Source organism: Ferrimonas sediminicola, from assembly GCF_005116715.1.
In the GTDB taxonomy this organism is placed as follows: domain Bacteria; phylum Pseudomonadota; class Gammaproteobacteria; order Enterobacterales; family Shewanellaceae; genus Ferrimonas; species Ferrimonas sediminicola.
Map to the genome: position 1 here is coordinate 259,579 of NZ_SWCI01000003.1, position 20,915 is coordinate 280,493.

Genomic DNA, 20,915 nt, shown 5'->3' on the forward strand with positions numbered 1-20,915 from the left:
TTTCTGTTCTTGTGAGGCGGGTTCCGGCGCCCGCCCTGGTGGGGTGATGCGGGTCACGCAATCGCGGTAAAATGACGAGTTAAGCAGGGTGGCCCGCTGCCCGATCAGCTACCGCAGAGCCCAGGCCTGGCGCGCACCTTGTCGTAGCCCCAGTTGAAGGCGATGGCGTATACCAGGAAGAAAAGAATGGCGCCGATATCCAGCAGCAGCACCTGCCACAGACTCATGGACAGGGTCCACATCAGCACCGGCAGGGTCAGTGGCAACAGCCCCAGTTCAAACCCCAGCCCATGGACTAAGCGCAGCAGCGGGGAGCGCGTCTGGCGATCCGCCCCAAACAGCCGGTCAAAGGCCAGGTTGTAGCCGTAGTTCCACCCCATGGCGATCAGTGACAGCAGGATGGCGATGCCGGCGAGGGTGTGGCTTGCCACCGGTATCAGCAGGGGGCCAAGCAGGGTGATCAGCAACAGGGCCAGCAGCTCAAACAGCAGGGTGTGGAGGATGCGCTCTTTGGTGGACATGGGGAACTCCTTCATTTCATTTTGTCCCCATTCTATTTTTAATTATGATGGTAAAAAGTTAGAAATTATCGGTTTTGTAGATATGTATAGCCTGGAACAGTTACGCATGTTTGTGGCCGCCGCCGAGCAGGGCTCCTTCTCCGCTGCGGCTCGTAAGCTGGGCAAGGCGCAGTCGGTGGTCAGCCAGGGGATCGCCAACCTGGAGATCGATCTGAACCTGATCCTGTTCGACCGCTCCGCCCGCTCGCCGCGGCTCACCTCCCAAGGACAGACCCTGTTCGAGCAGGCGCGGATGCTGATGGTGCATCACCAGCGGTTTCAAAGCAGTGCCCAGAGCCTGAGCCTGGGGGAGGAGCGTCAGCTGGTGTTTGCCCTGGATGAAGTGCTGATGATGTCGGGACTGGAGGCGGTGCTGCGCCAGTTCACCGAGCGGTTCCCCACCACTTCCCTGGAATTTCTCACCGTGGTCAGCCCGGATGTGGGGGAACTGGTCCGCAGCGGCCGGGCGCAACTGGGGCTGATGTTCTCCCAGATCCCCTATCCCACCGAGCTGGATGCCAGTTACATCGGCAGCCTGCCGTTTGTCGCCGTGGTGTCGCCGGAGCATCCCCTGGCTCGGGAGCAGACGCTGACCCTGGAGAGGCTCAGCCTGCATCGGCAGATCATGGTCAGGGGGGCGTCGGGAACCCTGACCGGGGAGTTTCCCGCCGTCAGCCCCAACCGCTGGAGCACCAACAACTTCTACATGGTGGCGGAGCTGGCCAGCCGGGGGTTTGGCTGGGGCTACATTCCCCGTCACCTGACCGAGGATCGGATCTTTGGCCGTCGGCTGGTATCGCTAAAGCCGGAGTGCGATGCCCAGACCTGGCTGTCGCCGGTGGACCTGGTCAGTCGTCCCGGAGCGGAGAATGGTCCGGCCCTGAACTGGCTGAAGGGCGAGCTGAGACAGCTGTTGCCGGGGTAGGAGAGTGAAAGGGCCTGCATCGGCAGGCCCTTTGTGTGGGGGGAGATCAGCCGTCGACGCCCTGGCTGCGCAGGTACTCGTCGTAGGTGCCGTGGAAGTCGGTGATGCCGTCCGCCTTCAGCTCGATGATACGGGTGGCCACCGAGGAGACAAACTGGCGGTCGTGGGAGACGAACAGCAGGGTGCCGGGATAGTTCTCCAGAGCCAGGTTTAGCGCCTCGATGGACTCCATGTCCATGTGGTTGGTGGGCTCATCCATCACCAGGATGTTGGGCTTCTGCATCATCAGCTTGCCGAACAGCATCCGCCCCTGCTCACCCCCGGAGATCACCCGGGTGGACTTCTTGATCTCGTTCTGGGAGAACAGCATCCGTCCCAGGAAGGAGCGGATGGTCTGCTCGTCGGCGCCTTCGGTGGCCCACTGTCCCATCCAGTCGAACAGGTTCAGATCGGTATCGAAATCGGCGGCATGATCCTGGGCGTAGTAACCGATGTTGTGGTTATCTGACCACTTGATGGTGCCGGACTTGGGCGCCATCTGGCCCACCAGGGTGTTGAGCAGGGTGGACTTGCCGATGCCGTTCTGGCCGATGATGGCGATGCGCTCGCCTACCTCAACCCGCAGATCCAGGCCACTGAACAGCATCTCATCGTAACCCTGGGCCAGGCCCTCCACCTCCAGGGCGTTACGGAACAGCTTCTTCTCCTGCTCGAAACGGATGAAGGGGGACTGACGGCTGGAGGCTTTTACCTCCTGCAGCTGGATCTTGTCGATCTGCTTCTGGCGGCTGGTGGCCTGGCGCGCCTTGGAGGCGTTGGCGGAGAAGCGGCTGACAAAGCTCTGCAGTTCGGCGATCTGCGCCTTCTTCTTGGCGTTGTCCGCCAGCATCCGCTCGCGGGCCTGCTCGGCGGCGGTCATGTACTCGTCGTAGTTGCCGTGGTACATCCGCAGCTCACCATAGTCGATGTCCGCCATATGGGTGCACACCGAGTTGAGGAAGTGGCGGTCGTGGGAGATGATGATCATGGTGCAGTTGCGCTCGTTGAGCACCTGCTCCAGCCAGTGGATGGTGTGGATGTCCAGGTTGTTGGTGGGCTCATCCAGCAGCATGATGTCCGGGTCGGCGAACAGCACCTGGGCCAGCAGTACCCGTACCTTGAGACCCGGGGCCACGGCGCTCATCAAACCGAAGTGCTGCTCCTCGGGGATCCCCAGGCCCAGCAGCAGCTCGCCGGCACGGGCCTCGGCGCTGTAGCCGTCCATCTCGGCAAACTGTACCTCCAGATCGGCGACCCGCATCCCCTCCTCTTCGCTCATCTCCGGCAGGCTGTAGATGCGGTCGCGCTCCGCCTTCACCTTCCACAGCTCCTTGTGACCCATGATCACCGTGTCGATCACCGAATACTCCTCGAACGCCCACTGATCCTGGCCCAGCTTGGCCATGCGGGTGTTGGCCTCCAGGCTGACGTTGCCGGAGGTGGGTTCCAGTTCACCGGAGAGAATCTTCATGAAGGTGGACTTGCCGGCGCCGTTGGCGCCAATCAGGCCGAAGCGGTTGCCGCCGCCGAACTTGGCGCTGATCTCTTCGAACAGGGGTTTGTCCCCGAACTGCATGGTGATGTTGGAGGCGATGATCAAGGTGGTGATTCCCTCAGATAAATTTAAAAAAAACGCCGCAGGGTACCCGTCCAGCGGGGATTGTGCAAGTTTTCTCCTCTGTTTGGCTTTCCTCCAGAGTGGCGGGAGGAGAAAGTTCGAGCCGGTGTCAGTCAGCCTGCTAGGCTTAGTAGGTTCTGTTTTTGTCCCCCGGCCCCGGGCTTGACTCAGGCGCCTGGGACAACCCATTCCTGGGACCGAACGGAGGTCGTTATGTGCAAGTCTGTTGTGAGCCTGATTGGGGTGCTGGCCAGCTCCACTCTGCCGGCCCTGGCAGATGAGCCCTGCGGTGATCTGGGTGAATGCCGGGTTCTTATCGAGGTGAATGCCACCGATGGGGACATAGGCTTCCATGTGCTGTTTGACGGTGAGGGTTGGGAGGAGGCGCAACTGAGCGGTCCCGGTGGCCAGCCGCTGTTTGATGCCGAGGCCAGCTCCATGTTGGCGGATCAGACCCTGACTGAGAACTTTTTCGAGAGCGCCGAGCCGGTGTGCGAGGAGGCGCTGAGGGAGGAGCCAGAGGAGGAAGTGGTTACCCTGCCGGAGTTTCTGGCGCGCTTCCCGGCTGGCAATTATGGTTTCAGCCTGGATGGCGGAGAGCAGGTGGGGAGCACCATGTTGACCCACACCCTGCCGGCCGCACCGGCTGACGTGGAGTTTGACGGCAAGTGGATCAGCTGGCGTTATGGTGAGGATCTCGGGGAGTGCACCACCTGGCCGGAGGGGTTTATGGTGGCTCCCGAAGAGGCGATCCTCGCCTACGAGGTGGCCATGGAGCCCGATGATGATGCCCTGTCCAAGTTTGGCTACCGGGTCGTTGTCCCTGCATCGGTGCATCAGGTTCTGGTACCCAGGGCGTACCTGAAGGCCCTGCCGGCAGGCACGCCGCTGAAGGTGGAGGTCGGGGCCATCGAGGGGCGGGACGATGGCTCCTTCGGCAACCAGACCTTCTCAGAGGCGGATGGATTCTGCAACCTGCGCAATCAGATGCAGTGTGAATCGGAGGAGGAGTAGCACGGAGGCTGTCGGTTCGGGGGCGAACCACCGGGATTGGAGGTTTGTCGGCACGACTCTGGTACTATGACGGCCTATGACCGTCAGCAGCCACAGCAGAGCAATGAGCCGCCCCTCCATCAGTCTACGCGTCGCCACCTTCAACGTCAGCATGGAGGCGGACAACTACCGCCGTCGGGATCAGCCGAGGGATCCCTGCGCCCTGGAGAGACGGCTGCGCAGCGGCCGTCACCGGCAGATCCGCAACCTGGCGGAGATCCTGCAGCGGGTGCGGCCGGACGTTGTGCTGCTCAACGAGTTCGATCACATCAAGGACCCCAGGCGGGGGAGTCACGCCTTCCAGCGCCACTACCTGTCGGTGTCTCAGAATGGTCAGCGGCCCATCCATTATCGCCATCACTACTGCGCCCCGGTCAACAGCGGCGAAGCCAGCCCGCTGGATATCGATGGGGATGGGGTGGCATCGGCCACCGCCGGGGATGCCTGGGGCTTTGGCCACTACCCGGGCCAGTACGGCATGCTGGTGTTGTCCCGCTTCCCCATAGCGCGTGAGGCAGTGCGCAGCCTGAGGCTGTTCCCCTGGCACAAGATGCCCGGCGCCCTTGAACCGAGGCTTCCGGATGGCTCGCCGTTTTATGACCAGGCCACCTGGCGACAACTGAGGCTCTCCTCTAAGGCCCACTGGGATCTGCCCATCAAGGTGAGAGACCGAACCCTGCACCTGTTGGCGGCCCACCCTACACCGCCGGTGTTCGACGGTCCGGAGCGGCGTAACGCCGCCCGCAACTTCGATGAGATCCGTCTGTGGGCCGACTATGTGGACCCGGCCCGAAGCGACTACCTGGTGGATGACTGCGGCGGCCGGGGAGGGCTGGCTGAGGGCAGCGCTTTTGTGATCGCCGGGGATTACAACGCCTCCCCCGTTGAGGGGCGATCTTTGCCCGGGGCCATCGAGCAGTTGCTGGAACACCCGCTGATAAACGGTGACGTTGAGCCCGCGAGCGAGGGTGGCAGGGCTCACTCGCCCGACAACCTCCATGGCCCGAGCCATACCGCTGACTGGCGGGCCCGGGTGGACTACCTGCTGCCCTCCAGGGCGGGCATCCAGGTGTCGGCAAGCGGAGTGTTCTGGCCCGAGCCCTGCAGTGACTTGGCCTACCTGGTCGCCCATCGCCGAGCCTCCTCGGATCACCGGCTGGTATGGCTGGACTTACAGCTGATTTGAATTGATTTGATCTCTTCAGTCATGGCTGGCTTTCTTTTTAACAAAATCAGTTAGATGTATAACCACCTTGTTGTCTGTGCATTAACATGAGCGCAACCATGCGCGCAATGCATACCTGGGTTGCATATTTTTCACCCCTCTTCCCTATGGTTCACCTCGGATCTGAGGCGTAGAATCTGGCCGTTTTTCAGGTCGAGGTGGTGTTATGGGTTGCCAATCCCTGCCGATGCAACTGTTGCGAATGGTGGTGGTGCTTGCCATTGTGCTGTTCGCGGTTAACCGGTGTGATCCGCTGTTGGAGGCCTTTGCCAGCCAGTCGATGGGATCCGGATGCCACTCTACCGGTGGCAGTGGTCATCACGCTACCCATCACCACAACCACCGAGTTTCACCGGAGTAGAATTGCCATGAGTATTTTCCGTTTCCCGCTGCTGGTGTGGATGGGCATTGGTGTGTTGATCATCAGCCTGGGTATCCGCCAGTCGTTCGGCATCTTCCTCTCCCCCATGGTGATGGATTTCGGCACCGGCCGGGAGTTCTTCTCCTTTGCCATCGCCCTGCAGAACCTGCTGTTTGGCGCCTTCCAGCCCTTGGTGGGGATGGCGGCAGACCGATTCGGACCGAGCCGCATCATCGCCTCCGGCGCCTTCGTCTATGGCGCCGGGCTGCTGCTGACCGCCCTGACCACCCAGCCAGACTGGCTCTATCTCTCCCTGGGGGGCCTGGTGGGGCTGGGGCTGAGTGCCACCAGCTATGTGATCATCCTCGGGGCCGTTGCCCGGACGGTACCTGCCGAGCATGCCGCCAAGGCGTTTGGCCTGACCACAGCCGCTGGTTCCTTCGGCATGTTTGCGGTGATCCCCGGCGCCCAGGCGATGCTGACCCACTTTGATTGGCGCCTCACCATGGAGCTGTTCGCGCTCTCCTGCACCCTGATGGTCGCCTTTGCCTGCTTCATCCATCCGCGCGGTGCGGCTGGTCGCGGTGCCCCTGAGCCCCAGTCGGTCCAGACCCTGAAACAGGCTCTGACTGAGGCGTTTCATCATCGCGGTTACTGGTTTATCCATGCAGGGTTCTTCGTCTGCGGCTTCCACGTGATGTTCATTGCCACCCACCTGCCCAGTTACCTGGCGGACAAGGGGCTGTCGAACCAGGTGGCTGCCCTGGCCCTGGCTTATGTGGGGATCTTCAACATCTTCGGCTCCTACTTCTGGGGCCTGATGGGGGATCATTTCGATAAGCGCCATGTGATGGCAAGCCTCTACCTGCTGCGCACCGCGGTGATTGCCGCCTTCGTTACCCTGCCGGTGACCGATGCCACCGCGTCACTCTTTGGCGCCGCCATCGGCTTCTGCTGGCTGGGCACCGTACCCCTGACCTCTGGGCTGGTGCGGCAGATCTTCGGTGCCCGCTACCTGTCCACCCTCTATGGCCTGGTGTTCTTTACCCACCAACTGGGCAGTTTCCTGGGGGCCTGGGCCGGAGGCCGCATCTACGACCACTACGGCACCTATGAACCCATCTGGTGGAGTACCGTGGTGCTTGCCTTTGCGGCGGCCCTGCTGCACCTGCCTATCGATGCCCGGCCCCTGGTCCGGTTGCAGTCTCAGCCTGCCTGATTGGTTACAGGGGGACGGCCAGGTGGGACTTGGCCTGGAACAGAGCAGAGAGGGCGTTGTGGTAACCCCGCTGGCTGGCGGTGTCCTGCTTATAGAGGGGGGCACAGGCGCTAGGCGCCAAAGGCAGAGAGTGAGAGTCGCGCAGTGGCCGAACCCTAGAGGGTGACCCAGGCTTGGGTTTGGAATTGAGTTCAATCCGTGAGCGGGATCTCTGCGGCTAAAGTTTGCTTGCCATCGGGATCACGACCTGAAACATTGACGCTATATGCATGGAAGATATGCAGTGAATTCAGTTTTTTTGCGGCTATATCTGACTTAAGCTTAACGACATATCGTCTGTCGCGATCTTATATTTCTCAAAGGAATACCAATATGTTCAATGCGCTTGTCCTGACCCAGGAGGAGAAAACCACCCGAGCACAGATCCAGCAGCTGCAGGAGAGCGACCTGCCCGATGGCGATGTGCTGGTCGAGGTGGAGGCGTCCTCCCTTAACTACAAAGATGGCCTGGCCGTTACCGGTACCGGCAAAATCATCCGTGATTTCCCCATGGTGCCCGGCATCGATTTTGCCGGTCGGGTGATTGAATCCAGTGACGAGCGTTATAAGGCGGGCGACCAGGTGATCCTCACCGGCTGGGGCGTGGGGGAGCGGCACTGGGGCGGCATGGCTGAGCGCGCCAGGGTCAAGGCCGACTGGCTGGTGCCCATGCCCACCAACTGCGACGCCCAGAAGGCGATGATGATCGGTACCGCCGGCCTGACCGCCATGCTCTGTGTCCAGGCCCTGCTGGATGGTGGCGTTAAGCCTGAAGACGGCGAAGTGCTGGTGACCGGGGCCAGTGGTGGCGTAGGCTCCGTAGCCGTTACCCTGCTGGCGCAGCTGGGCTACAAGGTGGTGGCCTCCTCCGGCCGCATCGAGGAGAACGGCAAACTGTTGCGTCAGCTGGGTGCCGCTGATCTCATCGATCGCAGCGAGCTCGAGGTGCAGTCACGCCCGCTGGAGCGCCAGCGCTGGGCCGGTGTGGTTGATACCGTAGGCAGTCAGGTACTGGCCCACGCCCTGTCCCAGGTGAACTATGGTGGCACCGCCGCCATCTGTGGCCTGGCAGGCGGTCACCTGCTGCCCACCACGGTGATGCCCTTTATCCTGCGTAACGTGCGCCTGCAGGGGGTGGATTCCGTCGCCTGCCCCTATGAGCGGCGCATCAAGGCCTGGGAAAAGGCCCTGGAGATCCTGCCTGAGTCCTTCTACCAGCAGGCCTGCCACAGCATCGGCCTGGGTCAGGTCGCCGATTACGCCCACAAGATCGTGCGCGGTCAGGTGACCGGCCGGGTGATCATCACCCTCTGAGTTTGATCTCCGTCCAGAGATTGTGATCCGCCCCCCGGGGCGGATTTTTTGTGTCCGCAGAGAAGACCCTGCGCCTGACCATCAGCTCAACTGGCCATCCAGCAGGGGTGAGGTGGCGTCGATGATCAGCTCACGAAGCCAGCACTGGGCCGGGTCCTCGCCAGTGCGTGAGTGCCAGAACAGGTGGTAGTCGATGGGGGGCAGCGGAAAGGGCAGGGGCTTGACCACCAGGTCGTGCTGCTCTCCCGCCTGCTCCGCCAGTCCGGAGGGCAGGGTCAGCAGCAGGGGTTGGTGCTTGAGCAGCACCAGGGCGTTGCCCAGGCTGGGGGTGCGCAGCAGCATTCTGTGGCCGCCCAACCCCGCCATGGCATCGTCCATCAACGCCTTGACGCCGTCACTCACTGCCACTACCGCGGACGGATACTCTCTGAAATGATCCGGCTCGAGAAGGGCATCGGCCAGAGGGTGCTCCTTGGCCACCACGGCCCGCAGGCCGACCAGCCCCAGGTTGCGGCTCATCAGCGGGGCACTCTTGCCTGGCGCACGGCAGATGGCCAGATCCACCCCTTCACTGCCTAACTGAGTTTTCAGATCCCGATGTTGTACCGGAAGTACTTCCAAGTTTACCCCAGGAGCCCGGGAGTAGAGCCGCTCCAGAATAGTGGGCATCAGTGCCTGCAGGGCAAAGTCGGTCACTGCGATGGTGAAGCTCTGCTGGCATTGGGCCGGATCAAACACCCTGGGGGAGAGCAGGTGGCTCAGTTCGGCGATGGGGGCCTGCAGTTGCCGCTGGCAATCCAGGGCAAACTGGGTGGGCTGCAGCCGGGTTCCGACCCGGGTGAACAGCGGATCGCCCAGCATCTCTCTCAGCCTGGCCAGCACCCGGCTGGTGGCGGATTGGCTCAGGTGCAGCCGTTTGGCGGCCCGGGTGACACTGCCCTCTTCAATCAATACCTGAAGGGCGACCAGCAGGCTGAGGTCGCGCCGATACAACTCTTCCAGTTCCATCGTATTTGGTTATCTTGACACTAATTAACGACACAATATCAGGGGGCAGAAAGTAATGATTCTTTCCTTGAGGAAAAATATGACTTGGCAATGGGTTTGGAATGAATTCCAAAACAGGGTGGGGTGTGTATATTTCTCTTACTAATTTGATTGGTCTCTCTATTTTATAAAAGGTTCAAACTCTTTCACTAAGAAATAACAGATCCTCCCGTTTTGGAATGGGTTCCACTTTTACACTGGCCTGGAGATAATCAAACAAGGGTGAGAACCAGATGAGTAAAGTTAATCTGTTAGGACGCCGCAACTTCATTAAGGGGTTGGGGGCAGCTGGTGCAGTAATGGCAGCGCCTGCCATGGCTACCTCTGTCAGCGCCAAAGGTGTGAAGTGGGACGAGACCGTAGAAATTGCCATTATCGGCTCCGGCTTTGCCGGTCTGGCCGCAGGCATTGAAGCGGCCCGTCAAGGCTGTAAGTCAGTCACTATCTTCGAGAAGATGCCTGTTTTCGGTGGTAACTCCGCCATCAACGGTGGTCTGTTCGCCGCGCCTCAAACTCCCATGCAGAAAGAGCAGGGTGTCGAGGATTCCGTAGAACGCATGGTGAACGACCAGCTGAAAGCCGGTCGTGGTATTGCCGACGAGGCTCTGCTGCGTCACGTGGCGTCTCACGCCATGGAAGCTCTGCAGATGACCATCGACGCCGGTGCCGAGTTCCACCCCTACCTGCAGCAGCTGGGTGGCCACTCCGTACCTCGTACCTACCAGACTACCGTCAGCTGTGGCGCGGGTATCACCCAGCCTCTGTTGCATGAGTGTCGTAAAGTGGGCGTCAACATGGTCAGCCGTACCAAGTTCAACGGCTTCATCCTGGACGACGCTGGCAAGGTTGTGGGTGTACGTCTGAACAAGGGCTACTACTTCGAAGACGAAGATGCCGGTGTGGAGAAAGAGATTAACGTACGCGCGACCCGCGGCGTAATCATGGCGACCGGTGGTTTTGCTCAGAACGTTGATCTGCGTATGGCTCAGGATCCCACCCTGACTGCTGAAGTGGGTTGCACCAACGCCAAGGGCGCGACCGGTGAAGGTATGTTCGAGATGTTCCGTCTGGGTGCCATCCCCGTTCACATGGCCCATATTCAGTCCGGTCCCTGGGCGTCTCCAGATGAGGGCGGTTTCGGCTATGTGTCCAACTACTCCATCTTCAACTTCCCACACTCCATTGCGGTTAACCGCATGACCGGTAAGCGTTTCATGAACGAAATCGCTGACCGTAAGACCCGCGCTGACGCCGAACTGGCCTGTCGTGATGCCGAAGGCAACCCCCTGCCTCCCATCATGATCACCAGCTACGAGCACGCCAAACAGCACCCCAACTGCAAGAAGGTACTGAAGTACGGTGTGGGCTGGAAGTTCGACTCTCTGGAAGATCTGGCCAAGCACTTCGACGTACCGCTGAAGCCTCTGAAAGAGCAAGTTGAAGAGTACAACGGTTACGTGAAGAGCGGCAATGATGAGCAGTTCGGTAAGAACATGGGTAAGGCCAAAGGGAAATACCTGAAAGCGCCCTTCACCGTGGTTCGTCTGTGGCCCAAGGTTCACTACTGCCAGGGCGGTGTTCAGATCAACACCAAGGCCGAGGTTAAGGACTCCTTCACCGGCAAGCGCATCGAAGGCCTGTACGCCGCGGGTGAAGTGGCCGGTGGTATGCACGGTGTGAGCCGTCTGGGTAGCTGCTCTATTCCAGATTGTATGGTAATGGGCATGACCGCTGCTCGCAGCATCATGGGCGCCTGAGTCAATAACGGAATTAGTGAGGATTAGATGATGAAAAAGTTAATGACCCTGGCCGCTGCTGCTGCTCTGCTGGCAAGCATGAACGTCTCTGCCGAAGTCAAAGCCGGTGCTACCCTGGTTGATCAAGGCATGATGGATGGTCGTACTTACCACCAGAACTTCTATAAGAAGGATAACTGTAAGGTTTGTCACGGTACTGATACCCCCTCCGTCCGCCCTGCGGATGACGCCTGCCTGAAGTGCCACAAGGTGGACAAGCTGGCGAAGAAGACCGTTCGCAAGGACGAAGAGGAGCTGTGGCAGAACCCGCACAACAACCTGCACTATGGCAAAGAGGTGCCTTGCACCGTTTGTCACGGCGAGCACGAAGCCAAGCAGCCCCTGTGTAACGACTGCCACACCTTCAAGTTCACCAAGCATAAGCAGTAATAACGCTGTTTAACTAATAAGAATAAAGCCTAAATAAGCGGGCAGAATCAAAACGGACTTACCAGTCATTTTGCAAACCGATTCTGTCCGCTTCATTTCAAGAAATTAAAATCATCTCTGGACAATAATGATGAAGCATTCTGCTTTGATAGCTGGGCTGTTGGTTGCCAATTCAGCCATGGCAGCGAATATTCCCGATTTCCTGGACAAAGACGAGATTATGAACGCCGAGTTCAAATGTCTTGGCGAAACGGCCACTTACTCCAAGAAAGATCAGAAATACGTCGACATGCTGTGGGATGAGACCCTGAAATATCTCGAGGGTTACGCGGTGGCGCTGAGCACCAGTGACGGCAACTGCCGCAACTCCGACCGCACCATGTTCCAGACCAACACCCATGATCTCAAGGGTCCCCAATACATGTGCATCATGGACCGTCGTGACATGAAGCTGATGGTCAAGCACATCTACACGGTGATCAACAATCCTGACAAGGCCAAAGCCTGTTTCGGCGCCCGCGAGGACGTCAACTGGATCTACAGCCCGGGTGGTGAACTGGAGAAAAACTCTCCGGTGGCCAAGTGGCTCAAGCGTACCACCTTCGAAGAGTTCTTCGACAACAAGGTCACCAACAAAGAGGTGAAGGAGTACGGTCGCGAGTTCACCAAGAACTTCGCCAAGATGGTGACCGGTGACGACATCAAACTGCCCGGTGCCTTCCCCTTCGACATCAGCGCCAACGCCCTGCCCAACCTGTGGGCCTCCGTGGGCTGGTTCCCCATGTACGCCGAGGACAGCGAGCGTAACAAGCGTAACTTCACCAAGACTCGTGGCAACTACGCCTACGCCGAAGTATTCGGTCACTGGGGCCTGCTGCGCATCGATGAGATCAACAATGAGAAGGTAGGGGCCGAAGTGGGCATGGTGACCCAGCGCATCGACTCCTTCTACCCCTACCACAACCATGCGATCTCCGAGATCTACTACACCATGCGTGAGCCGGCCTGTGCCGACGAGTTCCAGAACTTTGCCGTGCGTGAGGACAGCCCGTTGGTGAAAACCATCAGCGAAAACGACACCACTCGTGAGGTGGAGTTTGATGCGGGCATGCCCAACGAACCCTGGTTCTGGGCCAACACCTCTCCCGAGCACGATGATCTGGCCTACTTCCACCAGAACACCATCCACGCGTTTAACTACAACGGTGCCAACTGCCACGCCAAGCCGGAAGAGAAGGCGATCGTGACCGTCTGGGCCCGCTCCAACGCCCACGACAAGCGCAACGACTATGGTACCACCCGTCTGTGTGAATCCTCCGAGCGTCCCAACACCCCGGCGATGCGCGGTGAGAAGTTCCGCTGCGACCTGACCAAGACCAAGTACTGATAAAAAATGGACCGGCGTCAGACCGGTCCTTGACTCCAAGGCCGCTTCGGCGGCCAATTTCCGGACCAGGCTAGCGACATGCTCCGCAGAGGGCAGGGCACCTGCGTCCTGCTGATATTCAATAGGACAGGAAACGATGAAATACAATACTGCGTTGACCATGGCCATTGCCGCCATGATGGCGGGCAGCTCCGCCGCGGCACTGGCGGAAGATGGTATCGATGTGGGCGGCACCGTTCGCGCCAACTACCAGTACAAGAGCTACAGCGACGCCTCCAAAGACAAGATGGGCGACTTCAAGTTCGATATGCTGGCCCTGAAATTCAAAGGTGAGATGAACGGCATCGGCCTGGCGGCCGAGTACCGTTTCTTCGACGGCTGGGAGAGTCTGCGCTACGCCTACGCCTACTACGACTTTAACGACCAGTGGCAGGGCCGTTTCGGCCTGACCAACGTGCCTTTCGGTAACCCAGGTTACATCTCCAACAGCTTCTGGTTCGGAGTGCCCTACTATCTGGGCTTCGAAGATGACTACGACATGGGCGCCACCTTCCACTACGACGGTGGCAGCTGGAAGACCGACATCGGAGCCTTCAAGGGCGCCGAGTACAGCGCTTCCCGCAATGAGCGCTACTCCACCGACCTGTACCAGGGCATCGTGAACGGCACCGAGTACAGCAACGAGGAGACCAATCAGCTGAACCTGCGCCAAGTCTACGTTATGGATTACGATGGTGGCAGCGCCACCATCGGAGGCTCCCTGGAGTGGGGCCAGATCTACAATGGCAAGACCGGTGACAACGGTGACCGTTACGCCGTGGCCCTGCACCTGGACGCCAAGTACGGCGACTGGAAACTGCAGCTGCAAGCGATGCAGTACGAGTACGACGCCGATAGCCCGGTGGACGCCAACAAGATTGCCGTATCCGCCTACGCCTGGCAGTACGAAGTGGCTTCGAAAGCCCAGATCTACTCGGTGAACCTGGCCAAGAGTTTCCCCACCTCCTGGGGCAGCATCACCGTCTACAACGATTTCGGCACCCTGACGCCGGACACCGATGATGCCAGCTTTGATGATAGCCTGATGAATGTGACCGGCATGGCCATCTCCGCCGGACCCACCTACACCTACATCGACTTCATTGCCGGTGAAAACATGTACGCCGCCGGTGTCAACGATCACGTCGGCCTGGCTCAGACCGACAGCGGCTGGGACAACCGCATCAACATCAACTTCGGTTACTATTTCTAAGAGAGCCCGGGGCGGTGCCTGCATCGCCCCGGGAACAGGCACGAGGCCAGAGTTTCATCATCGTCTCCCTGCTTAACGACTATGAGGCATCGTGTCTTTTTGCTTAGGCGGCCCCCACATCTGTGGGGGCTTTTTTTTGTTCTGCACCTGCTGAGCCGCAATTGGCTAAAACGTGGTCTGGGCTTTTTTTTGGAAGTGGTTCTTTGGTTAAGGTTGGCCCCATTAATGGTGCGCCCGAAAGGGGTGATGATGCGAAGGCGGAGTGTTGCCGATTGAATGGGGAGAGGAATGTTATCAGGGGTAAGAGAGAGGCGAGCGTTGTGCAATGTGGCACGTGAACTGATTCGGGGGCAGGGGGAGTACACCCTCTGCCGCCAGGAGTTGGGGCGTCGAAGTGGCGTGTCCGAATGCCAGGTACGATCCCTGTTCCCTTGCGACAGCGATCTGCGGCTCTCTATCGCCGAGAGCGAGTTCTACACCAGTTTCAAGCATCTGGAGTACTCGGTCCGGTTCCATCGGCATCCGGCCAAGGCCCTGCTGTATCATGCCTGCTGGAAAGTCTACGAGGCCAAGGTGATGGGACGCATTGGGCCGGAAAAGCTGGTGCCATGCGAGGCAGCGCTCTTCTCCGCCGGCAAGGAGTTTTCCAGGCGTTATCTGCGGGCACTGGCCAACTACGAAGACTACTTGGTTAACCAGCTTAAGCCCTGGGCATCGATGAGTCTGGGGGATGCTATGGGGCTCTATCAATGGGTGGTAGAGGGTCATCTGCTGGTGATGGAGCTTCACGGGGATCACTCCAGCGAGGGATACCGTGCTCTGGTGGATGGCATCGGCAAGCTGCTGGAGATCGAGCCCGATGGCCGCCCCTCTGACGAGGAGCTTCAGCAGTGGCGGATCAGTGATTTCTCGGCCGCCGATCCCTATGAGAGCACCCTGGCGGTCAGCGGCTGATCACAGACACCCTTTCTCCATGAAAAAGGGGCCAGTGTCGCCACTGCCCCTTCGCAATGATCTCATTGGCGCTCAGGGCTGAATCACCATCTTGTTCAGGTTGGCTTTAAGCAGACCGCGCAGCTGCTCCAATGCCTCGGTTTCGGCGGAGGGGTTGACGTAGAAGGATTCGTTGAACATCGGCAACTTGGGCAGCTTGTGCTCTTCGGCATCCAATACCTGCATTTTGTCACTGATGCGGAACTCGGCAACGGGGGCGATGCACAGATCGTCCTCGACCGCCATGCACAGCGCCTGGGGCGAGGGGGTGGAGAGCAGCACATTGATGGGGCGCATGGAGATGTTGTGGTTGGCGAACACCTGGGCGCGGATGGGGCAGTTCTCCGGATACAGCGCCATGGGGATGGTGCCGCGCTGGTGAGCGTTGCCGTTCTTGGCGGCGGCCCAGACAAAGCGGCGTTCAAACAGCAGTTCTCCATGGGCCTGGGGGTGCCAGTGGGTGGCGATGATGGCGTCAAACTCGCCGTTGCCGAGGCGCTTGAACAGGTTGCCGGACACGTCGGTGTCGATCACCAACTGCAGGTTGGTAAACTCGCGAATGAACTCAATCAGGCCAGACTCCAGGTACCACTTGACGTAGTCGGTGGGCACTCCCAGACGGATGACCTGTTTGGTCTCCTCCTTGAGGTCATCCAGCGCCTGCATATTCAGCTGCACCATCTTGTAGGCGTAGTTGAGCAGTTTCTCCCCCGACTCGGTGAGGGTGACGCCGCGGTTATCCCGCTCCAGCAACACCTGGCCGACGCTCTCCTCGAGCTTCTTGATCTGCAGACTCAGCGCCGATTGGGTCCGGCACACCTTTTCGGCCGCCTTGGACATGTTGCCGGACTCGGCAACGGCGATGAAACTCTCCAAAAGTTCGACTTTGAGCATGGGGTATTCACTCTGCTAATGATGCTCCAAGTATTACTCAATATTCCCTTGCGACAAAGGCTGCTACCTTGAGAGTGTGAATTCATGCAACAGAGATTTTGGAGTCAGTGATGAGCAGCTGGGAGCAGAGGGCAAACTACCTGGTAACCGTGGCGCAGCGCTGCCTGAGGGGACACAAGACCTTCGACCTTTGCCGCTCCCACCTGGTCAAGGCCAGCCAGATCTCCAAGGGGACCGTCTACAACCACTTCCCCACCGAGGCGGACCTGGTGGTGGCGGTGGCCACGGCGGAGTTTCGCGATTTCCTGGCTCAGGCCCAGGAGGAGCAGAAGGTCCACGCCTCCCCGCTGCACCTGTTTCTCTATCACCACTGCTGGCGGATGCGTGAAGTGCTGTGTAACCACCGCTTCGTCATCTCCCGAGTGATGCCCAACTCCGAGATTCTCGACCAGGCGGGCGATTACTACCGGGCGGCGTTCAACAAGGCGTTTGCCGATTACAACGACTGGAACCAGAGGGTGATGGACGCCATCGGCCCGGTGGAGGGCTACGACCGGGGCACCCTGGTGCGCAGCTTCGTTCGCGGCAGCCTGATCAACATTGATGATGGCGACATCGAATGCAGTGACCTGGGAATCTACCACCAGTACTGCTACGCCCTGACCCAGTTGATGGGTCACTCCGACAAGCGCATCCCCACCCGGGAAGAGCTGGGTCAGTGGCTTGACCAGATGCGTCAAGCGGCCTAGTAGCCAGACTGCCGTTGGCTGGGGCTGAGTCCAGAGTGCGTAGGACTCAGCTGGCGTAGGGGATCGCCAGGTCCTCGGCCAACGCCTCGCGAATGGGACCCGGCACCGCCAGGGGCCCGGTGTCCATCTTGGGATGATCGATGCCGATCATCATCGGCGCGCCTTGTTTCAGCTCCAGGATCGCTTCCGGCGCCAGCTCGAACCTCAGGAAGTGGACACTGGAGGTTTTGTGCTGGTCGCTGCGCTCCAGATCCTCGTCGGCAATGGCGTAGCAGCACCACTCCTCTCCCACCTGCAGCCACACCCGGTGTTCGATGCCTGCCAGTTGTGCCAGGCGGCGGTGGCGCTCGGCCACATCGGGGTACTCCAGCATCATGGTGGCCTTCAGGTTGGTACCGTCGGGGATCAGCGGGTTGTAGGCGTCCAGCTCCTCCTGGATGGCCGGCCCCTCGAAGATGCGTTCGATACGCAACATCTCCTGCACCTGGTAGCGAATGGTCACCTCATCCTCGAAGAGCAGGCGTACGTGATCCCCCAGGGTCAGCTGCCGGAGCCGCTTATGCTGCATCACCTGGTGACGGAAGGCGTCCCGCTGCTCGGCGTACTCCTCCAGGGACCAGAGTTGGCGTCGGGTCAACTTGCTCATGAGATCTCCTATAGTCCGTAGGCCTGTCGCAACAGGGTGATCGGGTGGGTGGCCTGGGCCTCGCCTTCGGTCAGGCTGGCCAGGTGGGTGGCGGCCATGGGGCAGTCGCTCACCAGGTGGTCCCCCTCGAGCTGGTTGAGTTTGCGCACCACCGGGCGGGCGATCTTCACCGCATTGGCGTGGGTTTCCTCCTTGACCGCATAGGTGCCGTCGTGACCGGAGCAGCGCTCAATGGCGCTGATGTCGCTGCCGGGGATCAGGCTCAGCACCTCCTTGGTCTTCATGCCGATGCGCTGCACCCTCTGGTGACACGCCACCTGGTAGGAGACCTTGCCCAGGGGGTGGGCAAACTCGGTGTTCAGCAGTCCCGCCTTGTGACGCATCGCCAGGTACTCGAAGGGGTCGAAGAAGGCGCGCTGGACCCGGGCCAGGGCGTGGTCCTCGGGAAACATCAGCGGCAGCTCCTGCTTGAACATCAGCACGCAGGAGGGCACCGGGGCGATGATGTCGAACCCCTCATCCACCATCTCAGTCAGCACTGGCAGGCTCTTCTCCATCAACGTCTGCACCGCCTCCAGGTCGCCCAGCTCCAGCTTGGGCATGCCGCAGCAGTGGTTGCCCGGCACCAGTTCGATGTGGATGCCGTTGTGCTGGAACACCTTGTAGAGATCCTCACCCAGGTGGGGGGCGTTGTAGTTGCCGTAACAGGTGGCAAACAGCGCCACCTTGCCGGTGGTTTCCCCGGCGGCAACCGGAGCTATCATCTCCTGAATGGGCCGGGTGCGCTGGCGAATGGTTTTGCTGTGGTATCTGGGCAGCGGCGCCTGGTGGTGAATGCCCAGGGTGGACTCCAACTGGTTTCGGAAGCCAGATGAGTCGTTGAGGGCGTTGACCAAGGCGTTCACTCCGGGCAGAGAGGCGAGGCGTCCGACGACGGTGGTGCTGGTGAGCAGCTTGTCCCGGAAGCGGCCTCCTCGCTCGTGAAACTGCACCGCCTTAGCCCTCAGCATCAGGTGGGGGAAATCGATGTTCCACTCATGGGGCGGCACATAGGGACACTTGGTCAGGTAGCAGAGATCGCACAGGTAGCAGTGGTCCACCACCTGGGCGTAGTCGGCCTTGTCGACCCCGTCCACCTCCATGGTGTCCGACTCGTCCACCAGGTCAAACAGGGTAGGGAAGGCGTGACACAGGCTAACGCAGCGCCGGCATCCGTGACAGACACCGAACACCCGCTCCAGCTCCTTGTTCAGCTCGCCGCGATCATAAAACTCGGGCCGTCGCCACTCCAGAGGGTGGCGCGTGGGGGCCTCGAGACTGCCTTCCCTGTGGGCCATTGATGCCTCCCGTTTCAGTCGTCCAGATTATCCAGGGCTTTCTGGAACCGGTTGGCGTGGCTGCGCTCCGCCTTGGCCAGGGTCTCAAACCAGTCGGCCACCTCATCAAAGCCCTCATCCCTGGCGGTCTTGGCCATGCCGGGATACATGTCGGTGTACTCGTGGGTTTCGCCGGCGATGGCGGCCTTGAGGTTATCCGAGGTGCCGCCGATGGGCAGTCCGGTGGCAGGATCGCCCACCTCCTCCAGATACTCCAGATGGCCATGGGCGTGGCCGGTTTCCCCCTCGGCGGTGGAACGGAACACCGCGGCAACGTCGTTGTAGCCCTCGACGTCGGCCTTGGCGGCGAAGTAGAGGTAGCGGCGGTTGGCCTGGGATTCACCGGCGAATGCGTCTTTAAGATTCTGTTCGGTTTTTGAGCCTTTCAGTGACATCTGCTGATCCTCGCTGTTGGTAGAGGGGGGCAGGGTGCGCGATGGGCGCAGCCATATCAGCAAAAGGTAGTTAAGGGAAAACCGTTACACCAACCTGGAATGATGGATTAAATAGATTGGATATATCGCATATCTGGATGATCTGGCTGACGTGGGGCTTTGGTGGGAAAGAAAGGGCTTGAAGATTAGCTGGTTGGGGCGAGATCCAGGCCCTCGCCCCGAAGGGGTTACTTGGACAGGGGTTCCACAAAGGTCACCGCCATATCCCACGGCTGCTCGATCCAGGTATCCTGGGGGATGTCGACCACATAGTCGTCCACCAGGTGCTTGCCGGCGGGCTTGGCACAGACGGTGACAAACTTGGCCTTGGGGTAGAGCTGGCGAATCACTTCGGCGGTGCCGCCGGTATCCACCAGATCGTCGATAACGATGAAGCCTTTGCCATCACCGGGCGCTTGCTTGAGGATGGTCAGGTCACGCTGATGGCTGTGGTCGTAGCTGGAGATACACACGGTATCGACATGGCGGATGCCCAGTTCACGGGCGAGGATGGCGGAGGGAACAAGTCCACCTCGGCTCACGGCGATGATCCCTTGCCACTGGTCGGCGGGCAGAAGGCGCTCGGCAAGCTGGCGGGTATACATCTGCATGTTGTCCCAGGTAATGACGAACTTGTTACTCATGATCCAATAACCTCGATAAGACAGCGAAAAGCGTCGCTGAAAACACTTATGAAAATTTATTGGGCGGCGATTCTATCCAAAACCCCCAGGCGGGAACAGGGAAATTTAATCTCTTTGGAAAAAAAGATGATTTTGGACAAAAGAGACGTGGCGATCGCCCGCTGCTGTGGGCGGCCGAGCCGCGAATCGCCGAAGGGGGCCAGGGGCAACGCCGGCTGCGCGGGGCAGCCGACAGCGGGGTCAGTCGATGGCCAGCTGATGGTTGCCGTGGTTCTTCTTGGTCTTCAGGTAGGACTCGTTACCCGGTTTCATGTGGACGCTGGTGTGGACCATGGCCTCCACCTCGATGCCGTAGTCGGTCAACTGCTTCACCTTGCGGGGGTTGTTGGTGATCAGGCGGATGCGCTCGATGCCCATCGCCTTGAGCATGCCGGCGGCCTCGGCAAAGTCGCGCTGGTCCTCACCGAAGCCCAGCTTGACGTTGGCTTCGTAGGTGTTGAGTCCGGTATCCTGAAGGGCGTAGGCGTCCAGCTTGTTGTACAGGCCAATGCCGCGACCCTCCTGGCGCAGATAAAGCAGCACGCCACCGGACAGGTGCAGGCGCTCGATGGCTTCGTTTAGCTGTTCGCCACAGTCGCAGCGGGAGGAGTGGAACACGTCACCGGTCAGGCATTCGGAGTGCATCCGCACCAAGGGGGCGCCGCTGGCAGGAGTGGTTCCGGCGAAGCGCATGGCTACATGCTCCTTGCCTGATTCCAGGCCGTGAAAGGAGCTGAGCTCCGCCTCCACCTGTGACCTGCCCACTTTCAGTGGAACCGTTTGCCTAACCTTAATCATCTGTGTCTCTCCAACTTCAAATCCGACATCACGGCCAAATGCCGCCGTGAACCCCTGCCCGGCCCTGCCGAGAGGGGCCGACAGGGTAGCAACGAGCCCGGCAAAAGACAATAATGT

The 20,915-nt window shown here is 59.9% G+C and carries 21 protein-coding genes; 12 read left to right on the plus strand and 9 right to left on the minus strand.

What is annotated here, in order from left to right:
* Positions 1 to 104 precede the first annotated feature (104 nt).
* Complete coding sequence (locus FCL40_RS07025; protein WP_136852447.1) at positions 105 to 521, minus strand: PACE efflux transporter; 417 nt, start codon at positions 519 to 521, stop codon at positions 105 to 107.
* Positions 522 to 603: 82 nt separating this feature from the next.
* Between FCL40_RS07025 and FCL40_RS07030 the strand changes: the two genes are divergently transcribed.
* The gene (locus tag FCL40_RS07030; protein ID WP_169307030.1) at positions 604 to 1,485 is read left to right on the plus strand and encodes a LysR family transcriptional regulator; all 882 of its coding nucleotides are present in this window, start codon (positions 604 to 606) and stop codon (positions 1,483 to 1,485) included.
* Positions 1,486 to 1,531: 46 nt separating this feature from the next.
* On the opposite strand, the gene FCL40_RS07035 is transcribed toward FCL40_RS07030, so the two are convergent.
* A complete protein-coding gene (locus FCL40_RS07035) occupies positions 1,532 to 3,124 on the minus strand; it encodes an ABC-F family ATPase (RefSeq protein ID WP_136852449.1) in 1,593 nt (530 codons plus the stop codon).
* Positions 3,125 to 3,355: 231 nt separating this feature from the next.
* Between FCL40_RS07035 and FCL40_RS07040 the strand changes: the two genes are divergently transcribed.
* From FCL40_RS07040 to acuI, 5 genes are all read left to right on the plus strand, one after another.
* Complete coding sequence (locus tag FCL40_RS07040; protein ID WP_136852450.1) at positions 3,356 to 4,156, plus strand: hypothetical protein; 801 nt, start codon at positions 3,356 to 3,358, stop codon at positions 4,154 to 4,156.
* A 103-nt stretch (positions 4,157 to 4,259) separates the two neighbouring features.
* A complete protein-coding gene (locus tag FCL40_RS07045; RefSeq protein ID WP_136852563.1) occupies positions 4,260 to 5,381 on the plus strand; it encodes an endonuclease/exonuclease/phosphatase family protein in 1,122 nt (373 codons plus the stop codon).
* Between the two features lie 205 nt (positions 5,382 to 5,586).
* Complete coding sequence (locus FCL40_RS07050; protein ID WP_136852451.1) at positions 5,587 to 5,781, plus strand: hypothetical protein; 195 nt, start codon at positions 5,587 to 5,589, stop codon at positions 5,779 to 5,781.
* A gap of 7 nt (positions 5,782 to 5,788) precedes the next feature.
* Complete coding sequence (locus FCL40_RS07055; protein WP_136852452.1) at positions 5,789 to 7,000, plus strand: MFS transporter; 1,212 nt, start codon at positions 5,789 to 5,791, stop codon at positions 6,998 to 7,000.
* Positions 7,001 to 7,372: 372 nt separating this feature from the next.
* Entirely contained in the window at positions 7,373 to 8,353 is a 981-nt protein-coding gene (acuI, locus tag FCL40_RS07060; RefSeq protein ID WP_136852453.1) for an acrylyl-CoA reductase (NADPH), read from the plus strand.
* Positions 8,354 to 8,434: 81 nt separating this feature from the next.
* On the opposite strand, the gene FCL40_RS07065 is transcribed toward acuI, so the two are convergent.
* Positions 8,435 to 9,361, minus strand: coding sequence for a LysR family transcriptional regulator (locus FCL40_RS07065; RefSeq protein ID WP_136852454.1), 927 nt, complete (start codon positions 9,359 to 9,361; stop codon positions 8,435 to 8,437).
* 272 nt (positions 9,362 to 9,633) lie between these two features.
* On the opposite strand from FCL40_RS07065, the gene FCL40_RS07070 reads away from it, so the two are divergent.
* From FCL40_RS07070 to FCL40_RS07090, 5 genes are all read left to right on the plus strand, one after another.
* Positions 9,634 to 11,157 (plus strand): flavocytochrome c, encoded by a 1,524-nt coding sequence (locus tag FCL40_RS07070; RefSeq protein WP_136852455.1) that lies wholly within the window; start codon positions 9,634 to 9,636, stop codon positions 11,155 to 11,157.
* A gap of 27 nt (positions 11,158 to 11,184) precedes the next feature.
* Positions 11,185 to 11,586 (plus strand): cytochrome c3 family protein, encoded by a 402-nt coding sequence (locus tag FCL40_RS07075; protein WP_324614067.1) that lies wholly within the window; start codon positions 11,185 to 11,187, stop codon positions 11,584 to 11,586.
* A 130-nt stretch (positions 11,587 to 11,716) separates the two neighbouring features.
* Positions 11,717 to 12,973, plus strand: coding sequence for a cupin domain-containing protein (locus tag FCL40_RS07080; RefSeq protein ID WP_136852456.1), 1,257 nt, complete (start codon positions 11,717 to 11,719; stop codon positions 12,971 to 12,973).
* A gap of 136 nt (positions 12,974 to 13,109) precedes the next feature.
* A complete protein-coding gene (locus tag FCL40_RS07085; protein WP_136852457.1) occupies positions 13,110 to 14,225 on the plus strand; it encodes a hypothetical protein in 1,116 nt (371 codons plus the stop codon).
* Positions 14,226 to 14,552: 327 nt separating this feature from the next.
* The gene (locus tag FCL40_RS07090; RefSeq protein WP_136852458.1) at positions 14,553 to 15,179 is read left to right on the plus strand and encodes a hypothetical protein; all 627 of its coding nucleotides are present in this window, start codon (positions 14,553 to 14,555) and stop codon (positions 15,177 to 15,179) included.
* A 72-nt stretch (positions 15,180 to 15,251) separates the two neighbouring features.
* Here the strand turns inward: FCL40_RS07090 and FCL40_RS07095 are convergent, their stop codons facing one another.
* A complete protein-coding gene (locus tag FCL40_RS07095; RefSeq protein ID WP_136852459.1) occupies positions 15,252 to 16,112 on the minus strand; it encodes a LysR family transcriptional regulator in 861 nt (286 codons plus the stop codon).
* Between the two features lie 110 nt (positions 16,113 to 16,222).
* Here FCL40_RS07095 and FCL40_RS07100 point away from each other — a divergent pair, with 110 nt between their 5' ends.
* Entirely contained in the window at positions 16,223 to 16,861 is a 639-nt protein-coding gene (locus FCL40_RS07100; RefSeq protein WP_136852460.1) for a TetR/AcrR family transcriptional regulator, read from the plus strand.
* 46 nt (positions 16,862 to 16,907) lie between these two features.
* Here FCL40_RS07100 and FCL40_RS07105 read toward each other — a convergent pair whose 3' ends face one another.
* From FCL40_RS07105 to FCL40_RS07125, 5 genes are all read right to left on the minus strand, one after another.
* Positions 16,908 to 17,507 carry a DUF3501 family protein gene (locus FCL40_RS07105; RefSeq protein ID WP_136852461.1) on the minus strand — a complete coding sequence of 200 codons (600 nt, stop codon included), beginning with the start codon at positions 17,505 to 17,507 and terminating at the stop codon, positions 16,908 to 16,910.
* An 8-nt stretch (positions 17,508 to 17,515) separates the two neighbouring features.
* Positions 17,516 to 18,844, minus strand: a complete 1,329-nt coding sequence (locus FCL40_RS07110) for a heterodisulfide reductase-related iron-sulfur binding cluster (RefSeq protein ID WP_136852462.1) — start codon at positions 18,842 to 18,844, stop codon at positions 17,516 to 17,518.
* 14 nt (positions 18,845 to 18,858) lie between these two features.
* On the minus strand, positions 18,859 to 19,278 hold the full coding sequence (locus FCL40_RS07115) for a rubrerythrin family protein (protein ID WP_028109453.1): 420 nt from the start codon (positions 19,276 to 19,278) through the stop codon (positions 18,859 to 18,861).
* Positions 19,279 to 19,505: 227 nt separating this feature from the next.
* On the minus strand, positions 19,506 to 19,961 hold the full coding sequence (gene gpt / locus FCL40_RS07120) for a xanthine phosphoribosyltransferase (RefSeq protein ID WP_136852463.1): 456 nt from the start codon (positions 19,959 to 19,961) through the stop codon (positions 19,506 to 19,508).
* A gap of 240 nt (positions 19,962 to 20,201) precedes the next feature.
* Positions 20,202 to 20,798, minus strand: a complete 597-nt coding sequence (locus tag FCL40_RS07125; RefSeq protein ID WP_136852464.1) for a GTP cyclohydrolase II — start codon at positions 20,796 to 20,798, stop codon at positions 20,202 to 20,204.
* Positions 20,799 to 20,915 lie beyond the last annotated feature (117 nt).

Excerpts from the sequence above, each read along its gene's own strand:
- FCL40_RS07025 (WP_136852447.1), bottom strand. The coding sequence starts at position 521 with ATGTCCACCAAAGAGCGCATCCTCCACACCCTGCTGTTTGAGCTGCTG.
- FCL40_RS07030 (WP_169307030.1), top strand. The coding sequence starts at position 604 with ATGTATAGCCTGGAACAGTTACGCATGTTTGTGGCCGCCGCCGAGCAG.
- FCL40_RS07040 (WP_136852450.1), top strand. The coding sequence starts at position 3,356 with ATGTGCAAGTCTGTTGTGAGCCTGATTGGGGTGCTGGCCAGCTCCACT.
- FCL40_RS07045 (WP_136852563.1), top strand. The coding sequence starts at position 4,260 with ATGAGCCGCCCCTCCATCAGTCTACGCGTCGCCACCTTCAACGTCAGC.
- FCL40_RS07050 (WP_136852451.1), top strand. The coding sequence starts at position 5,587 with ATGGGTTGCCAATCCCTGCCGATGCAACTGTTGCGAATGGTGGTGGTG.
- FCL40_RS07055 (WP_136852452.1), top strand. The coding sequence starts at position 5,789 with ATGAGTATTTTCCGTTTCCCGCTGCTGGTGTGGATGGGCATTGGTGTG.
- acuI (WP_136852453.1), top strand. The coding sequence starts at position 7,373 with ATGTTCAATGCGCTTGTCCTGACCCAGGAGGAGAAAACCACCCGAGCA.
- FCL40_RS07065 (WP_136852454.1), bottom strand. The coding sequence starts at position 9,361 with ATGGAACTGGAAGAGTTGTATCGGCGCGACCTCAGCCTGCTGGTCGCC.
- FCL40_RS07070 (WP_136852455.1), top strand. The coding sequence starts at position 9,634 with ATGAGTAAAGTTAATCTGTTAGGACGCCGCAACTTCATTAAGGGGTTG.
- FCL40_RS07075 (WP_324614067.1), top strand. The coding sequence starts at position 11,185 with ATGATGAAAAAGTTAATGACCCTGGCCGCTGCTGCTGCTCTGCTGGCA.
- FCL40_RS07080 (WP_136852456.1), top strand. The coding sequence starts at position 11,717 with ATGAAGCATTCTGCTTTGATAGCTGGGCTGTTGGTTGCCAATTCAGCC.
- FCL40_RS07085 (WP_136852457.1), top strand. The coding sequence starts at position 13,110 with ATGAAATACAATACTGCGTTGACCATGGCCATTGCCGCCATGATGGCG.
- FCL40_RS07095 (WP_136852459.1), bottom strand. The coding sequence starts at position 16,112 with ATGCTCAAAGTCGAACTTTTGGAGAGTTTCATCGCCGTTGCCGAGTCC.
- FCL40_RS07100 (WP_136852460.1), top strand. The coding sequence starts at position 16,223 with ATGAGCAGCTGGGAGCAGAGGGCAAACTACCTGGTAACCGTGGCGCAG.
- FCL40_RS07105 (WP_136852461.1), bottom strand. The coding sequence starts at position 17,507 with ATGAGCAAGTTGACCCGACGCCAACTCTGGTCCCTGGAGGAGTACGCC.
- FCL40_RS07110 (WP_136852462.1), bottom strand. The coding sequence starts at position 18,844 with ATGGCCCACAGGGAAGGCAGTCTCGAGGCCCCCACGCGCCACCCTCTG.
- FCL40_RS07115 (WP_028109453.1), bottom strand. The coding sequence starts at position 19,278 with ATGTCACTGAAAGGCTCAAAAACCGAACAGAATCTTAAAGACGCATTC.
- gpt (WP_136852463.1), bottom strand. The coding sequence starts at position 19,961 with ATGAGTAACAAGTTCGTCATTACCTGGGACAACATGCAGATGTATACC.
- FCL40_RS07125 (WP_136852464.1), bottom strand. The coding sequence starts at position 20,798 with ATGATTAAGGTTAGGCAAACGGTTCCACTGAAAGTGGGCAGGTCACAG.